Source organism: Dactylosporangium sp. CA-052675, from assembly GCF_050947935.1.
Taxonomy (GTDB): Bacteria; Actinomycetota; Actinomycetes; order Mycobacteriales; family Micromonosporaceae; genus Dactylosporangium.
Window position 1 is genome coordinate 7,771,943 of sequence record NZ_CP192010.1, and the last position, 15,585, is coordinate 7,787,527.

Genomic DNA, 15,585 nt, shown 5'->3' on the forward strand with positions numbered 1-15,585 from the left:
AAGCAGCGCGCCGTGCTGGCCATGCTCGCCACCCAGCCCGGCCGGATCGTCTCCGTGCAGCGGCTCATCGACGAGTTGTGGGCCGACGAGCCGCCGGAGCGGGCGATCGCGTCGCTGCAGGCCTACGTCTCGCGCCTGCGCCGCGCGCTGGAGCCCGGCCGCACCGCCCGGGACCGCTCGGCGGTGCTGGTCAGCCGGGCACCCGGCTACGTGCTGCAGGTCCCGCCCGAGTCCGTCGACGCCGCCCGGTTCGCCGCCGCCGTCGAGCAGGGCGGCGACCCCGCCGTCGTCGTCAAGACGCTGACCGGGGCGCTGGAGCTGTGGCGGGGCGACCCGCTGCCGGAGCTCGGCGAGTCCTCGCTGGCCCGGGCCGAGCGGAGCCGGCTGCAGGAGCTGCGGCTGACCGCGATCGAACGGCACTCGGAGGCCCTGCTCGCCCTCGGCCGCGCCTCCGAGGTGGTGTACCGCACGGAGACCGCCCTGGCCGAGGCCCCCTACCGCGAGCGGCTCTGGGGCCAGCTCATGCTCGCGCTGTACCGCAGCGGGCGGCAGGCCGACGCGATGGCCGCCTTCACCCGCGCGCGCCAGGGGCTGGCCGAGGAGCTGGGCATCGAGCCGGGCCCGGCCCTGCAGCAGCTCGCCCAGGAGATCCTGCGCCAGGCCCCCAACCTGCAGTCCCCGGCTCCGGCGCCGGTCGCGCCCGCCGAGGCTGTCGTCGCCGAGCGGGCCGACCCGCGAGGCGAACCCGAGAGCAGCCCGGACGAGCTCGTCGGGCGCGACGCCGAGCTGCGCACCGTGGACCGGCTCCTGGCCGAGGCCGCCGCGGGCCACGGCCGGCTCCTGCTCGTCTCCGGCAGCCCCGGCATCGGCAAGTCCGCCCTGCTGCGCGAGCTCGCCGCCCGCGCCCGGGGGCTCGTCGGCTCCGGCACCGGCGTCGACGGCGAGGCGCCGCCGGTGTTCCTGCCCTGGGCCCAGATCCTGCGCGGCATCGCCTCCGGCCGGCACGCGGCGACGGCCCTGGCCGAGGCGTTCGCGCCCTACGGCAACCTCCCCGCCGTGCTCGACCCGACCCTCGGCGACGTGCTACCCCTGCCCGCCGCCGAGCGGATCGCCGACCCGGAGATGGCCCGCTCCCGGCTGCTGCAGGGCATCGTCGACGGCCTCGTCCGCCTCGCCGGGTCCGCGCCGCTGGTCATCGTCCTCGACGACGCGCACTGGCTCGACGCGCCCTCGACCGTGCTGCTCACTATGTTCGCCAAGGCGCTGCGCGGGGCCCGGGTGCTGCTCGCCGTCGGGTACCGCGAGGCCGAGCTCGCCCCCGGCGCGCCCCTCGCCGGCGTGCTCGCCGAGCTCGTCGCCGACCCCGCCGCGGTCCGGATGCCACTGGACGGCCTCGGCCCGGACGGCATCGCCGCGCTCGCGCGCTCGGTCACCGGCCACGACGTGCCCGCCGAGACGGTGGCGATGCTGGCCGACCGCACCGGCGGCAACCCGTTCTTCGTCGTGGAGCTGCTGCGCGTGCTCGTCGCCGAGCACACCCTGTCGCCCGAGCACGTGCCGGTCCGGGTCCAGGAGGTGGTCCGCCGCCGCCTCGCCAAGCTCCCCGGGCAGGTCAACGCGGTGCTCGCGGTCGCCGCCGTGCTCGGGCGCGAGGTGGCCGTGCCGGTGCTGCGCGACGTCGTGCAGATCGACGAGCTGGCGCTGTTCGACACCCTCGACACGGCCGTGGTCGCCGGGCTGCTGACCCCCACCGACGACCCCGGCCTGCTGCGCTTCTCCCACGACCTCGTGCGCCAGACCGCCTACCAGGACCAGGGCCCGCTGCGCCGCGCCCGGCTGCACGCCCGGGCCGCCCAGGCGCTGCGCGACACCGGGCTCGGCACCGCCGCCCAGCTCGCCGGGCACCTTCGGGCCGCGCTGCCGGTGCTCTCGCCGTTCGACGTCGTGCCGGCCCTGGCCTCGGCCGCCCGCGAGGCCTACGAGCGCACCGCCCACGAGCAGGCCGACGAGCTGCTCGGCGAGGGCCTGGAGCTGCTGCGCCGCGCCCCGGCGGGCGAGCGCCGCGACGTCGCCGAGCTGGACCTGCGCATCCGGCTGGCGTACATGCGCCAGGCCAGCGACGGCTACCTGGCGCCGGTCGCCGCGGAGCAGTACGCCGCGATGGAGCCGCTCCTGCTGCGCCTGCGCGGGCGGCCGGTGCTCGACGTGCTGCCGGCGCTGTGGGGGTACGCCTCCTTCCACACCGCCGCCGGGGACGTGGGGCGGGCCGTGTCGGTCGCCCGCGCCCCCGCGCACGGGCCCGGCGACCCGTGGGCCGCGGTCGTCGCCGAGGTCCACGAGGGCCACGCCGCGCTCACCGTGCCGGACCTGCCGAAGGCGCACCGGCACTTCGAGACCGCGCTCGCCGCGCTGCCCGGCGGGGAGCTGCCGGTGTTCCCGATCGTGAACTGGGACCCGGTGATCGGCGCCTTCGCCCCGGCCGCGATCGCGTGCGGGCTGCTCGGCGACGACGCCTCGGCCCAGGCCCACCTGCGGGCCGCCCGGGCGCGGGCGGGCCGGGTCGGCGAGCTGTTCCTGGACATGTACGTCGCGCACTTCACCGCGGTCGTGGCCGCCGACCGCGACGATCCCGAAGCCGCCGCGGCGGCCGCCCGCGACACCCTCGGGCTGGCCGAGCGGGGCGGGCACCGGGAGTACCGCAGCCTCGCCGCGCTGGTGCTGGGCTGGGCGGAGGTGCGCACCGGCGAGCCGGCCGGGCTCGCGCGCATGGCCGCCGCGCGCACGGACCTCGGCGACGCGATGCGCCGCTTCGGGCGTCTCGAGGGCCTCTACGCCGACGCGCTGCTCGCCCTCGACCGGCGCGACGAGGCCGCCGCGGTCGCGACCGCCGCGCTGGAGGCCGGCCTGCCGGGGCAGAGCGCCTTCGCCGAGCCGGACCTGCTGCGCCTGCGCTCGCTGGCGACCGGCGAGCCGTCATGGGCCGCCGAGGCGGTGCGGCGGGCCGAAAAGCTGCACCACGCCCACGCGCTCGCTCGCGCTCAGCGCAGCGTGCGCTCGTAGCAGACGGAGAGCTCGGAGCCCTCGTAGACGCCGAAGAGCGGGATCTGGCGGTACCCCTCCCGCTCGTAGAAACGCCGCGCGTCGGGCTGCTCGGTGCCGGTCTCCAGGCGCAGCACCGGCCAGCCCCGGGCCGCCGCGCGCTCCTCCAGGGCGCGCAGCAGGGCCGTGGCCACGCCCGTGCCCCGCGCGTGCGGCCTGACGTACATCCGCTTGATCTCGGCGCCGTGCTCGTCCAGCTGCCGCAGCGCGCCGCAGCCCACGGGCTCCTGATCGACGAGCGCGACGAGGAACACGTCGACGTCGTCCGCGCTCGGGGCCTCGCCGGGTTCGTGGTCCTCGCCGCCGTAGCGCTCGGCGAGCTCCGCCACCTGCGCGGCCCGGAGCCGGACGCCGGCCGGGTCATCCCACGGTCGCTCCTCGATGATCACGGGTGGAGCATAATCTCCACCCGGGGTTCCACCCGTGGGTGGCGGCCTGCGGCGACGGCGATCAATACCGTGCTCACCATGAACACGACCACGCTGCTCATCGCCGCCGCCGTCATCGTCCTGCTCATGGTCCGCCGGTACGTCGGGGAGCCGCTCGAGGCCCGCCGGCTGATCCTCCCGCCGGTGCTGCTGATCATCGCCGGCGGGTACAGCCTCGCGCAGATCGACCTCGCGAAGACGGCCCACCACCCCGTCGTCGACGGCGCGGTGCTCGGCCTCGGCGCGCTCGTCGCGGTCGCGGGCGGCATCGTGCGCGGCCTCACCGTGAAGGTCTTCGTGCAGCAGGGACACGTGTGGTACCGCTACACGCTCGTCACCATCGCCGTGTGGCTGGGCCTCGCGGTGCTGCGGCTCGGCCAGGCCTTCGCCGGCCACGCGCTCGGCGCCGACCAGGCGGTGCTGAGCGCCGGGCTGCTGCTGGTGCTCGGCCTGAGCTTCCTCGGCGAGGCCGCGATCGTGGGCCGGCGCGCGATCGCCACCGGCGCCCCGTTCGCGCCGAAGGGCTCGCGGCGCGTCGCCCGCAACGGCGGCGTCATCGGCGGGAACTGAGCACGACAGCGATGGCGCAGACTGGGGCGGTGCTCGAGTTCGTGACCGAACGCCGCATGGCGCGGTATCGCCAACTGCGCTCGCTGATCATCCTGCTCGTCGTGACCGTCGCCATGGTGCAGGACGAGCCCCGGCCCGGGCTCACCGGCCGGGGCCTCGCCCTGTCGGCCGGCATGGCGATCGGGGCGGCGGCATGGATCGCGATGACGCTGCGCCTCGGGGCACCGCGCCTGCAGCAGTACAGCATCGTGGTGTGCATGGCCGCGGGCGTCGAGCTGACGCTGGCCCGCCCCGGCGGCTACGGCGCCGCGTTCTCCCTGGCCGCCGTGACGATCGCGTGCGCGTCGCTGCCCCTGCCCCGCGCCGCCGTGCTGACCGGCATCGGCGCCGTGCTGCTGGCCGCCGCCCACGCCGTCGCCGGCTCCCCGCTCGAGTCGATCGTCATCTGGGCCGGCGCGATGCTGCTGCTGCTCCTGCTGGGAACGGTCCGCCGCGAGCGCGAGGCCCGCGCGGCGCAGCACGAGCTGCTGGCCGGCGAGCAGGCGAAAGCGGCCGCCCTGGCCGAACGCGCCCGGCTGGCCCGCGAGATCCACGACGTGCTGGCGCACTCGCTCTCGGCCCTGTCGCTGCAGCTGGAGACGGCGGCGGCCCTGCTGGAGCGGGACCGGGCGGCGGAGGCCGCGGTGATCGTCGACCGCGCGGGCCGCCTGGCGCGCGACGGCCTGACGGAGACCCGGCGCGCGGTGAGCGCGCTGCGCGGCGACCCGGTCCCGCTGCCGGAGCTGCTGCGGGAGCTCACCGCCGGGTCCGGCCTCACGCTGGTCGGCGAGGCCCGGGAACTGAGCGCGGAGACGGGGCTGGCGTTGTACCGCAGCGCGCAGGAGGCCCTCACGAACGTCCGCAAACACGCGCCGGGCAGCGCCGTGCAGGTGCGGCTGGAGTACCGCCCGTCCGAGGTCCGGCTCACCGTGCGCAACCACGGCCCCGCGGGCCCGCCGGCGACGGGCCTGTCGCCGGGCTACGGCCTGACGGGCCTGCGCGAGCGCGCCGAGCTGGCGGGCGGCACCGTCGAGGCCGGCCCGTCCGGCGACGGCTGGCTCGTGGATGTGAGGATGCCTGGATGAGCATCCGCGTTGTCGTGGCCGACGACCAGACGGCCGTGCGGGAGGGCCTGGCCCTGATGCTGAGCCTGCTGGACGACGTGGAGGTCGTCGGCGAGGCCGCGGACGGCGAGGCGGCCCTGGACCTGGTGGCCGAGCACGGACCCGACGTCGTGCTGATGGATCTGCGCATGCCGCGCATGGACGGCGTGGCGGCGACGGGCCGGATCCGCGCCCGGTTTCCCCGGACGCGCGTGGTGGTCCTGACGACGTTCGCCGACGACGAGCACATCCTGTCGGCCCTGCGGGCGGGCGCCCTGGGCTACCTGACGAAGGACGCGGGCCGGGTCCAGATCGCCCAGGCGGTCCGCGCGGCGGCCGCGGGCCAGTCGGTCCTGGACCCCCAGGTCCAGCAGCGCCTCCTGGCCGCCGCCGTGCAGGGCTCGCCGGCCCCCGCGCCCGCCGCCACCGCCGACGACGGGCTGACGGCCCGCGAGCGCGAGGTGCTGAGCCTGATCGCGACCGGCCTGTCGAACCGGGAGATCGCCGAACGCCTCTACGTGACCGAGGTGACCGTGAAGTCGCACATCAACCGCCTGTTCGCCAAGATCGGCGTGCGGGACCGGGCCCAGGCGGTCCGCTATGCCTACGAGCGCGGCCTGGCCTCGTAGGTTCGCACCACGTGACGGTCATCCGTCATGCGCGCCCCCTACGCCTTCGCGACCAGTCGCTCGAGCGCGGCGCCGGCCGAGCCGGCCCCGGCGAACCGGAAGCCCGTCCCGGCCCAGAGGTTGACCCGCTCGGCGTCCCCGGCCTGCGCGGCCGCCCGCCGCAGCGGCGTGGTGAGGTAGTGGACCGCGGGATAGCCCGACGGCGCCGACTCGTCGTGCCGCTCGACGAACCCGTTGCGCAACGCCCTCGCCGGCCGCCCGCTGAACGCCCGCGTGACCACCGTGTCCACAGTGGACCACATGCCGGTCCCGACCAGCCCGCCGTCGTCCGCCTGAGCCGTGGGGGCCGGGGCGGGCTCGTCGCCCGCCGCGGCCAGGCCGGCCCGCTCCGCCGCCTCGGCCAGGGCCGCCTTGTGCACGGCCGAGGCGCCGCTCTCGTCCGTGCGCAGCAGCGCGGTGCCGACCATCACGGCCTCCGCGCCCGCCTCCAGCGCCGCCGTCACGTCGTCGGCCGTGCCCACCCCGCCCGCCGCGATCACCGGCAGCCCGACCACCCCGAGCACCGCGCGGACCAGGTCCGGCAGCGGTACGTCACGCGGCAGCACCGTCGGCGTGAAGGTGCCCGAGTGCGCCCCGGCGGCCGAGGACTGCACGATCAGGCCCTCGACGCCCAGTTCGGCCGCGGCTCGAGCCTCCACCGTGGACGTCACGGTCTGCAGGACCACGGTGCCGGCCCGGCGCAGGGCGGCCACCGTCGCGGCCTCGGGCAGCGCGAAGGTGAAGGAGACCACGGGCACCGGGCGGGCCAGCAGCAGATCGATCTTGGCCGGCCAGTCGTCGTCGTGCTCGACGATCGGCGCGTCGGTCAGGTTCAGGCCGTACGCGTCCGCCTCCGGCTGCAGGCGCCTGGCGTATGCCCGGAACTCCGACGGGTCCACCGGGACCGGATTCGGGGCGAAGACGTTCACGCCGAACCGGCCCTCCACCCGGTCCAGCTGGGCGGCCAGGTCGGCCGCCGTGCGGTAGCCCGCGGCCAGGAAGCCCAGGGAGCCGGCGCGGGCGGCCGCCGTCACCAGATCCGGGGTCGTCGGGCCGCCGGCCATGGGAGCGGCCAGCACGGGCAGGGACACACCGAGCAGGGACGTCATGTACCGATCATCCCCCACCGGCCCGCGATCAGCCCTGGTTCAGCGCGTCCTGGACCGAGGTCTCGCGCCGGCCCAGGAAGACCGGGTCGCGGCCGGACAGGACGTCCCACGCGGCCTTGTCCGCCGCGCCGTACTCGCGCACCGAGGCCTGCGCCCACGGCAGCCGGAACCGCCGCATCGTCGTGTCGCCCACGCCCGAGGCGTCGACGCCCACGTGGCGGCACAGGGCGATCGCGCGCTCCAGGTGGAAGGCCTGCGTGACGATGATCATCTTGTCGACGCCGAAGACGCGCCGGGCCCGGGTGCAGGAGTCGTACGTGTCGAAGCCCGCGTGATCCTCGATGATCCGCCCCGCGGGCACGCCGCGGGCGTTGAGCCACAGCCACATGCTGCCCGGCTCGTCGTAGCCCCAGTCCATGTGGTCGCCGGAGACCAGGATCGCCTGGACCTTGCCGGCCGCGTACAGCTGCCGCGCCAGCTCCAGCCGCGCCTGCAGGAACGGCGACGGGGACCCGTCGTCGTACACCTGTGCCCCCAGCACCATGACCACGGGCGCGGGCGGCACCGAGGCGACGTCGAAGACGTGCCCCTGCGCCTGCAGCCGCAGCCACATGCTGCTCTCGGCCGTGATGAGGCCGCCCACGATCGCCGCCGCGACCCCCAGCCGCACCGCCCGGTGCAGCCGGGCCCGCCACCTCACACGCATCGGCAGATTCTCACTCCGGCGACGTCAAGCCGGGATGAAGTGGGCGCCCGCCCGCTCCATCGCGGCGGCCAGCCCGGCCTCGGTGATGAGCTCCTCGTGCGTGCCGGGGGCGCCGCACGCGAAGGCGCCCGAGACCGCCCCGGCCAGGGCGCACTCCGCCAGGGGCCGGCCCTGCAGCCAGCGGCTCATGAAGGCGGTGCTGTAGGCGTCGCCGGCGCCGTTGGAGTCGACGACCGGGCGCTCCGGGCGGGCCACCGGGAAGCGCAGGACGGACGGCCCCGACCACTCGGCGAGCACCCGGGAGCCCGACTCGCCCTCGGTGGCGACCACGACCGAGGCCCGGCCCTCGGCGAGGATGCGGCGCATGACGTCGTCGATCCGGTCGGGTACCGCCGCCGACGAGAGGAACACCAGGTCCGCCTCGCCCGCCATCGGCCACGCCCAGTCCGCCTCGCCGTCCCAGGCGTGGACGTCCGTCGAGGTCGAGATGCCCAGCTCCCGGGCGGCGGCCCAGACGGCGGGCGTGCGCTGGGTGGCCACGTGCACGTGCGCGGCGCGCTCGACGAGGGGCAGGTAGAAGTCCTCCGGGAAGAGGTACCCGTCCGGGTGACGCCCGTCGAAGAAGGAGAACCGGCGGCCGGCCGCGTCGACGAGGTTCACGCTGCGCGGGGTGCCGTTCGGGGCCGGGGCCGACACGAAGTCCAGGCCCACGGCGGCGTAGCGGGCCCGGACGAGGGCGCCCTGCTCGTCCTCGCCGAGCAGGTCGGCGAAGCGGGTGCGCAGCCCCAGTGCGTGGAACCCGAGCGCGACGCCGTTGCCCGAGTGGGCGACGTAGTCGCGGATCGGCGGCACCGGCAGGCTGTCACCGGCGGGGAGGGCGAGGTCGGGCACGCGGACGATGGTGTCCACCCCGGCTCCCCCGAGCACCAGTACGTCGAAGTCCACCACCGGGGCAGCATAGACGGTGGCATTGGACATCGAGGGGCATGATAGATACATGGCCGGCGCGGGGGACGACGGGAACGGCCGGGAGTCGGCGCGGCCGCTGGTGTCGATCCTCGTCGCGCTGTTCACCGGCGCGGGCATCGCGTTGCAGCAGCTGTCGACGGGGCAGCCGGCGTCGTTCGCGCGCTGGGCGATGCTCATCGGCGGCTCGATCATCGGCGGCCTCGGCGGCCTGTTCGCCGCGGGGCTGTTCGAGTCGCTGCTGCACTGGTCCGGCGACGTCCTGCAGAAGGCGCGCACGCTGCTGCGGCCCCGGGTGCTCGCCTTCGTGGGCGGGCTGTGCCTCACCGCGCTGGCGGCCGGGTACGTCGTGCCGCCCACGATCGACTTCGCGAAGCGCTGGTGGCACGGGTGTGAGCGGCCCGCCGCGGTGCGGGTGCTGACCTCGCCGGAGCAGCTGGATGCCGTACGCGGGCTCGCCGACGCCTACGAGTCGGCCACGGCCGCGGCGAACCACGGGTGCCCGACCGCCGAGCTGTACGTGTACGCGGCCCGCCCCGACGACGCCCGCGACGCCGTCGGCAGCGGCTGGACCAACGACGCGCTGCGGCAGATCGGCCCGCGGCCCGACGTGTGGCTGCCCGACTCCACCGCCGACGTCGACGCGGCCCGGGACGCGGCCGCGCGCTTCGCGGTGCCGGTGCCGATCACCGGGCAGCGGGTCATCGCCGCATCCCCGGTGGTGCTCGGCGTGCCCGCGGCCGCGCTGCCCGACGACCTCGCCCAGCGGCGCGAGGAGCTGACCTGGAAGCAGCTGTGGGGCGAGGCCGAGCGGCGCGGCTGGGACGTGCTGCGGCCCGACCCCGGGGTCTCGGGCGCGGGGGCGCTGGCCACGACCGTGCTGTACGACCGGACGCACGCCGACGCCCCGGCCGCCCGCGCGATCGAGCAGCGCATCGAGCGCTCCCTGGACGCGGGCGGCTTCCCGCTCGGCGACAGCACCGAGCTGCTGTGCCGCAAGCGCGCCGGCGACCCGCACAGGGCCGCGGTGCTCACCACCGAACAGGCGCTGGTCCGGTTCAACCAGGGCCTCGGCTGCGGCCTCGACGAGGGGCCGCCCGACGCCGAGCAGACCCTGGTGGCCTTCTACCCCGCCGACACGCTCGGCGCCGATCACCCGCTCGTGCGCCTCGGCTGGGACACCACCGCGGCGACGGCCACGGCCGCGGTCAGGGACCTCGACGGCTGGCTGGGCCGCGACGAGGGCAAGCGGGCCCTGGTCCGCGCGGCGCTGCGGCCGCCGCCCCTGTTCGACGTCGCCGATCCGCTCACGGACCGCTTCGGCGCGCACGCCGGGGTCGTCTTCGAGCGCCGGCCGCCGTCCCCCGACACCGTCCGGACGACGCGGCAACGGTACTCCCAGGCCAGGCGCCCCGGCCGCATCCTGCTCGCCCTGGACGTCTCGGGCTCGATGCAGACCCTGGCCGACGGCCGCCGCACGCGCCTGCAGGTGGCCTCGGCCGGCGTCGGGCGCGCCCTGGAGCTGATGAGCGGCCGCGACGAGTTCGGGCTCCGGGTGTTCCCGGCCGACGGGCGCGGCACCGGCGCCCGCGACATCGTGCCGCTGGGGCGGGCCGACGTGGCGGTCGCGGGCGTACCACGCGCGAAGGCCGCCGTCGACGGCCTCGCCCAGGTGCGGCCGGCGGGCGGCACCCCGCTGCTGCAGGCGATCGAGGACGGCGTGGACACCGCGGCGAAGGGCCTCGACGAGCAGATCGCGGGCCTGGTCGTGCTGACCGACGGCAACGACACCGGCGGCCTGGACCCGGCGGGCGTGGACGCCGTCGTGCGCGGCAAGGGCGTGCGCGTGTTCGTCATCGCGATCGGCGAGGCGAGCTGCGGCGCGTTCGGGCTGCGCGACATCACCGCACACTCCGGCGGCGCCTGCTACGACGCCGCGACCGGCTCGATCGCCGACGTCCTGCGAGACCTGTTCGGCCTGCTCTGGGGAGGCGAGCCTGCCAATGGCGGCTGAGGAATCCACGGTGGACACGACGCGCAAGCCCGGCCGGAGACCGGGGTGGCTCACGCGGCCGAAGCGGCGGCCGAAGGCCGAGCTCGTCGCGCTCGGCGTCGCCGCCGGGGTCGTGGCCACGCTGCTCGTGAACGCGTTCGTCGTGCCGTGGTTCGGCGGCGACGGGGCCGCCGAGGACGGGGAGCTCGTCATCCTCAGCGGGCGCGACGACGGGTACGGCAACCAGCGCCAGGCCCTCGTCGACCAGTGGAACGCGCTGCACCCGCGCAACCCGGCCCGCATCGAGGAGCTGGCCGCGGTCGCCGACGCCCAGCGCAGCGAGATGGTCGCCCGGGCGCAGGGCGGCGGCCGGGGCGACGCCGACATCTACAACCTCGACGTGACCTGGACGGCGGAGTTCGCCTCGCAGGGGTACATCCGCGCGCTCGGCGCGGACACGACCGGCTTCCTGCCGGCCCCGCTGGCGACCTGCCGCTACGACGGGAAGCTGTGGGCGCTGCCGTTCAACACCGACGCCGGGCTGCTGTACTACCGCGACGACTACGTGGGCACCCCGCCGACGAGCTGGCCCCAGCTGGTCGCCGCGGCCCAGTCGGTGCTCACCGGCTTCGGCGCGCTGTCCGCCGACGGCTCGCGCCCGGGCGCCGGCTACGCCGGTCAGCTCGCCGACTACGAGGGGCTGACGGTCAACGCGCTGGAGGCGATCTGGGGCGCGGGCGGCGACGTGGTGGACGGCGAGGGCACCGTCGTCATCGACTCCAAGGAGGCCCAGGACGGGCTGACCCGGCTCGCGTCCGGGCTGAGCCGGTCCTCGCCGCAGGTGGTGCTGCCCGAGTCGGCGACGTTCGACGAGCAGGCCGCGACCCAGGCCTTCGCCGAGGGCAAGGTGCTGTTCATGCGCAACTGGCCGGTCGCGCACCGGACCCTGGACCCGCCCGCGGACCTGGCCGCCGCGCCCGGCCCGTCCGCGTCGCCGGGGGCGGCCCCGCCGGCCCCGCCGGCGCCGGACACCCGCCCGGCGCTGGCGTTCGGGGTGACCCGGCTGCCCGGGCCGAGCGCGCTGGGCGGGCAGAACCTCGCGGTCTCGGCCCACAGCCGCCGGCCGAACGCGGCCCGGCAGCTCATCGAGTTCCTCACCAGCGAGCGCAGCCAGCAGATCCTGTTCGAGCGGGGCGGGTTCGCGGCCACCCGCGAGATCGTGTACCGCGACGCGCAGGTGGTGCGGCGCTACCGGTACGCCCCGACGCTGCTCGAGGCGATCCGCTCGGCCCGCACCCGCCCGGTGACCCCGCACTACGCGCAGTTCTCGGAGACGTTCCGGGCGATCGTCCGCGAGGCGCTCGCCGACGGCGGCCGGCTCCCCGCCGACGCGAAGCCGAGGCTGGAGGCGGCGCTGAAGGGCTACAAGCGCTGAGTGCCGGCGCCGGTACCGGCGACGACCCCGGCGATCGCCCACAGGCTCTCGGTGCCGGGCACGAAGTAGCCGTCGTGCCCGTCCACGCCGCCGACCGGGATCGCGGTGGCGCCGAAGCCGGGCTCGTCGGGGTGCGCGCCGTGCCCGGCCCCGGCGATCCGCACGCCCGGGATGCGGCGGGTCCAGTCGTTCGCGGCGGTCCCGGCCCACACGTGCGCGGCGGTGTGCAGGTCCGCGGCCCGGGTGACGCCGAGGCCGGGGCTGCCCAGCGCGACGATGTCGGTGACCCGGTGGTCGAGCCGGTGCGCGGCCAGCCCGGCGACGGTCGAGCCGTAGCTGTGCCCGACGACGACGATGCGCTCCCCCGGCAGCCGGGTCACGAACTCGCACAGCGCCGCGGCGCCGGCCGAGGCCAGGTCCTCGCGGGCCGCGTCGAGGCCGACGCCGTGCGGCGGGTGGTAGCCGAGCCAGGCCACGACGGCGGCCCGGTCCTCGCCGCGGGCCGTGATCGCGTCGAGGAGCTGCCGGGCCTGCCAGGCGGGGGCCCGGCGCTGGACGCCGCCGAGCCCGCGGTCGAAGTTCGCCGCGGTCGTGTCCACGCCGGGGACGAGGACCACGACGGTGCGGGCCGTGCTCAGCTCGCCCTCGATCTGCAGGGCGCGCCCGTCGGCGAGCCGGACGCCGGCCATCGGCAGCGGGGCCGGGGTGGCGGGGGCGTGGGTGGGGCCGAAGACGGTGAGGGCGGCGGCGACGACGGGGAGCAGCAGCAGCGTTCGCATGCCGCAGAAGCTAGGAATGCGGTGTACCCCGGATCGTCATACCGCGGAGCGGTCATGCGGCTCCCTCCGGAGTACTGAAGAACGCCATCGGGTCGTGGGTGCCCCGGTGCACGGGCGCCGCGAGCCGCAGGCGCCGCTTCACGCCGGCGAGGTGGTCGTGCAGGTCGGGGTCGCCGTGCCGGGACGCGGTGAGGTGCCCGATCCCCCGCTCCCGCAGCCAGCGCAGCAGCACGGCGCCCTCGCTGTGCGGCCACGGCCGGCGGCCGTGGTAGACGTCGTGCACGGCCACGGCGACGCCGGGCCGGAGGCGCTCGAAGATCCCGGCGGTGTACCAGCGGGCGAACCCGGCGGTGTGCCGGGCGTCGACGAGCACGAAGCCGGGGTCGCCGGGCAGCTCGGCGGCGCGGACGTCGCCGCGCACGAACCGCCAGCGGGTGCGGGTCAGCTCCTCGGGCAGGCTGCGGCGGGCGTGGTCGACCAGGTCGTAGGTGTGCAGCACGCCGCCGCCGTTGTCGCGCAGGGCGCGCAGCAGCCAGGAGGTCGACCAGCCGTGGGAGGAGCCGATCTCGACCACCGTGTGCGGGCGCAGCGCCCGGACGGTGAGGTAGCTGATCTCGGCCTCGATGTCGTCGAGCTTCGGGCGCAGGCAACCCTGGGCGAGCATCTCCCGCTGCTCCTCGCGGGCGGCGCGCAGGGCGTCGGCGTGCTCGCGGTACCAGGCGATGATGGTCTCGACGGAGTACATGCCGCGCACGGTAGGGCCGCGGGGCCGGGCCGGTCGTCACTCCGCGGAGCCACGCGCGGGGGCTACCGGGGTACTACTCCCCCGCCGTGACGACCCCGGACTCGTAGGCGAAGACGACCGCCTGGGCCCGGTCGCGCAGGTCGAGCTTCTGCAGCACGCGGCTCACATGGGTCTTCACGGTCTGCTCGGCGACGACGAGGGTCTCGGCGATCTCGGCGTTGGAGCGGCCACGGGCGATCAGCCGCAGCACCTCGACCTCGCGCGGGGTGAGCTCGCGCAGCCTGGCCGGGGTGTGGTTGACGGCCCGGGGCCGGGCCGCGAACTCCTCGATGAGCTTGCGGGTCACCGAGGGCGCGAGCAGGCCGTCGCCGGCCGCGACGACCCGGACCGCGTTGACGAGCTCGGCGGCCGGGGCGTCCTTGAGCAGGAAGCCGGACGCGCCGGAGCGCAGCGCCTCGAACACGTAGTCGTCGAGGTCGAACGTGGTGAGCATGAGCACCCGGGGCCGGTGCAGGCCGGGGCCGACGTCGAGGATGCGGCGGGTGGCCTGCAGGCCGTCGAGGACCGGCATGCGGATGTCCATGAGCACCACGTCGGGCGCCCGCTCGCGGGCCAGGGTCACGCCCTGCTCGCCGTCGGCGGCGTCGCCCACGACGGTGAAGTCGGGCTGGGCGGCCAGCAGCGCGGCGAAGCCCTGGCGGACCATCGCCTGGTCGTCGACGATGAGAATCTTGATCATGCGTCTCCCAGGGGCAGCGTGGCGACGACCTCGTAGCCGCCGTCGGCGGCCGGGCCGGCGCGCAGGGTCCCGCCGATGACGGCGGCGCGTTCCTGCATGCCGATCAGCCCGTGGCCGCCCTTGCCCTCCGGGGCCGGCGGGGCGCCGGTGGGCTCGTTGCGGACGAAGACCCGCAGCTCGGCCTTGTCGCGGAAGATGACGATGGCGACCGGGGCGCCGGGTGCGTGGCGGCGGGCGTTGGACAGCGCCTCCTGCACGATGCGGTAGGCGGCCAGCCCGACGCCGGGCGGGACCTCGATGCCGGGGGCGGGCGAGTACTCGACCTGGACCCCGGCCGCGCGGGCCTCCCGGACCAGGCCGCCGAGCTCGTCCAGGGTCGGCTGGGGCTCGGTGAGCGGGACGGAGTCGTCACGCAGCACGCCGAGCAGGCGGCGCATCTCGGTGAGGGCCTCGCGCGAGGTACCGGCGATGGCTTGCAGCTCCTCGGCCACGGCCGGGGGGACGCCCTCGATGCGGTACACCGCGGTCTCGGCCCGCACCGCGATGAGCGACATGTGGTGCGCGACGATGTCGTGCATCTCGCGGGCGATCCGGTTGCGTTCCTCGGCGACGGTCGAGCGGGTCTGGGCGAGCTCGGTGCGCTCGGCCTCGGCGGCCAGCTCGCGCTGGACCTCGCGGCGGCGGCGGACCTGGTCGCCGACGACGAGCAGGGCGAGCACGAGCAGCAGCAGCCCGGCGACGTTGCCGGGCGCGACGTAGCCGAGCACGAGCAGCCAGGCGCTGACGCCGACCCAGATGACGATGTTGCGGGGGTGGCGGATCGCGACGACGGTGAGGATGAGCGGGAAGCTCAGGATCTGCACGGGCTGGAAGGGCCACGGGGTGCCCTGGTCGATGTGCAGGTTGATGCTGGTGTAGATGGCCGAGACGAACGCGACCCGCCAGGCCAGCAGCGGGCGGGTCGCGACCAGCGCGATCGGCGCCCCGATGAGCGCCGAGCAGAGGATGATCTGGCCCCAGTGGGCGTTGCCCTCGCGGGGGACGTTGCCCAGGTAGTACTCGTAGGCGAGCAGGCCCGCGAGCAGCCCGGCGATGACGCCGATCAGCGGCAGGGCGCCGCCGAGCCGGGTCTTGGGGTGGACCGCGGGATCCCGGGCGGCGATGAGCCCCCACAGGCCGCGCGCGATCCACCCCACGATCGTCATG

At 76.1% G+C, this 15,585-nt stretch carries 14 protein-coding genes; 6 read left to right on the forward strand and 8 right to left on the reverse strand.

What is annotated here, in order from left to right; genetic code table 11:
- The first annotated feature begins 21 nt into the window (after positions 1–21).
- Entirely contained in the window at positions 22–3,060 is a 3,039-nt protein-coding gene (locus ACQP1P_RS34585) for a BTAD domain-containing putative transcriptional regulator (protein WP_433090216.1), read from the forward strand.
- Here the strand turns inward: ACQP1P_RS34585 and ACQP1P_RS34590 are convergent.
- On the reverse strand, positions 3,039–3,488 hold the full coding sequence (locus ACQP1P_RS34590; protein WP_433077467.1) for a GNAT family N-acetyltransferase: 450 nt from the start codon (positions 3,486–3,488) through the stop codon (positions 3,039–3,041). The two genes, ACQP1P_RS34585 and ACQP1P_RS34590, sit on opposite strands and share 22 nt — an antisense overlap.
- Before the next feature lie 78 nt (positions 3,489–3,566).
- Here ACQP1P_RS34590 and ACQP1P_RS34595 point away from each other — a divergent pair, with 78 nt between their 5' ends.
- Genes ACQP1P_RS34595 through ACQP1P_RS34605 form a run of 3 tightly spaced genes read left to right on the forward strand, consistent with a single transcriptional unit; the run spans position 3,567 to position 5,868 of the window.
- The gene (locus ACQP1P_RS34595; protein WP_433077469.1) at positions 3,567–4,097 is read left to right on the forward strand and encodes a hypothetical protein; all 531 of its coding nucleotides are present in this window, start codon (positions 3,567–3,569) and stop codon (positions 4,095–4,097) included.
- 29 nt (positions 4,098–4,126) lie between these two features.
- Positions 4,127–5,221 (forward strand): sensor histidine kinase, encoded by a 1,095-nt coding sequence (locus tag ACQP1P_RS34600; RefSeq protein ID WP_433077471.1) that lies wholly within the window; start codon positions 4,127–4,129, stop codon positions 5,219–5,221.
- Positions 5,218–5,868: a response regulator gene (locus ACQP1P_RS34605; RefSeq protein ID WP_433077473.1), complete on the forward strand. Its 651-nt coding sequence runs from the start codon at positions 5,218–5,220 to the stop codon at positions 5,866–5,868. The genes ACQP1P_RS34600 and ACQP1P_RS34605 overlap by 4 nt, the downstream gene beginning before the upstream one ends.
- A 38-nt stretch (positions 5,869–5,906) precedes the next feature.
- On the opposite strand, the gene ACQP1P_RS34610 is transcribed toward ACQP1P_RS34605, so the two are convergent.
- From ACQP1P_RS34610 to ACQP1P_RS34620, 3 genes are read right to left on the reverse strand one after another with little or no spacing between them, the layout of a single operon-like run.
- On the reverse strand, positions 5,907–7,016 hold the full coding sequence (locus tag ACQP1P_RS34610) for a nitronate monooxygenase (protein ID WP_433077475.1): 1,110 nt from the start codon (positions 7,014–7,016) through the stop codon (positions 5,907–5,909).
- A 28-nt stretch (positions 7,017–7,044) separates the two neighbouring features.
- Positions 7,045–7,722, reverse strand: coding sequence for a SanA/YdcF family protein (locus tag ACQP1P_RS34615; RefSeq protein WP_433077477.1), 678 nt, complete (start codon positions 7,720–7,722; stop codon positions 7,045–7,047).
- A gap of 24 nt (positions 7,723–7,746) precedes the next feature.
- Positions 7,747–8,700, reverse strand: a complete 954-nt coding sequence (locus ACQP1P_RS34620) for a carbohydrate kinase family protein (RefSeq protein ID WP_433077479.1) — start codon at positions 8,698–8,700, stop codon at positions 7,747–7,749.
- Positions 8,701–8,719: 19 nt separating this feature from the next.
- Between ACQP1P_RS34620 and ACQP1P_RS34625 the strand changes: the two genes are divergently transcribed.
- Positions 8,720–10,702, forward strand: a complete 1,983-nt coding sequence (locus tag ACQP1P_RS34625) for a vWA domain-containing protein (protein ID WP_433077481.1) — start codon at positions 8,720–8,722, stop codon at positions 10,700–10,702.
- A 10-nt stretch (positions 10,703–10,712) separates the two neighbouring features.
- Positions 10,713–12,116 (forward strand): extracellular solute-binding protein, encoded by a 1,404-nt coding sequence (locus ACQP1P_RS34630; protein ID WP_433077483.1) that lies wholly within the window; start codon positions 10,713–10,715, stop codon positions 12,114–12,116.
- Here ACQP1P_RS34630 and ACQP1P_RS34635 read toward each other — a convergent pair.
- From ACQP1P_RS34635 to ACQP1P_RS34650, 4 genes are all read right to left on the reverse strand, one after another.
- Positions 12,104–12,895 (reverse strand): alpha/beta fold hydrolase, encoded by a 792-nt coding sequence (locus ACQP1P_RS34635; RefSeq protein ID WP_433077485.1) that lies wholly within the window; start codon positions 12,893–12,895, stop codon positions 12,104–12,106. The two genes, ACQP1P_RS34630 and ACQP1P_RS34635, sit on opposite strands and share 13 nt — an antisense overlap.
- A 52-nt stretch (positions 12,896–12,947) precedes the next feature.
- Positions 12,948–13,640 (reverse strand): class I SAM-dependent methyltransferase, encoded by a 693-nt coding sequence (locus ACQP1P_RS34640; RefSeq protein ID WP_433077487.1) that lies wholly within the window; start codon positions 13,638–13,640, stop codon positions 12,948–12,950.
- Between the two features lie 73 nt (positions 13,641–13,713).
- Positions 13,714–14,379 carry a response regulator gene (locus ACQP1P_RS34645; RefSeq protein WP_433077489.1) on the reverse strand — a complete coding sequence of 222 codons (666 nt, stop codon included), beginning with the start codon at positions 14,377–14,379 and terminating at the stop codon, positions 13,714–13,716.
- Complete coding sequence (locus tag ACQP1P_RS34650) at positions 14,376–15,584, reverse strand: sensor histidine kinase (protein WP_433077491.1); 1,209 nt, start codon at positions 15,582–15,584, stop codon at positions 14,376–14,378. The genes ACQP1P_RS34645 and ACQP1P_RS34650 overlap by 4 nt, the downstream gene beginning before the upstream one ends.
- Between the last annotated feature and the right edge of the window lies 1 nt (position 15,585).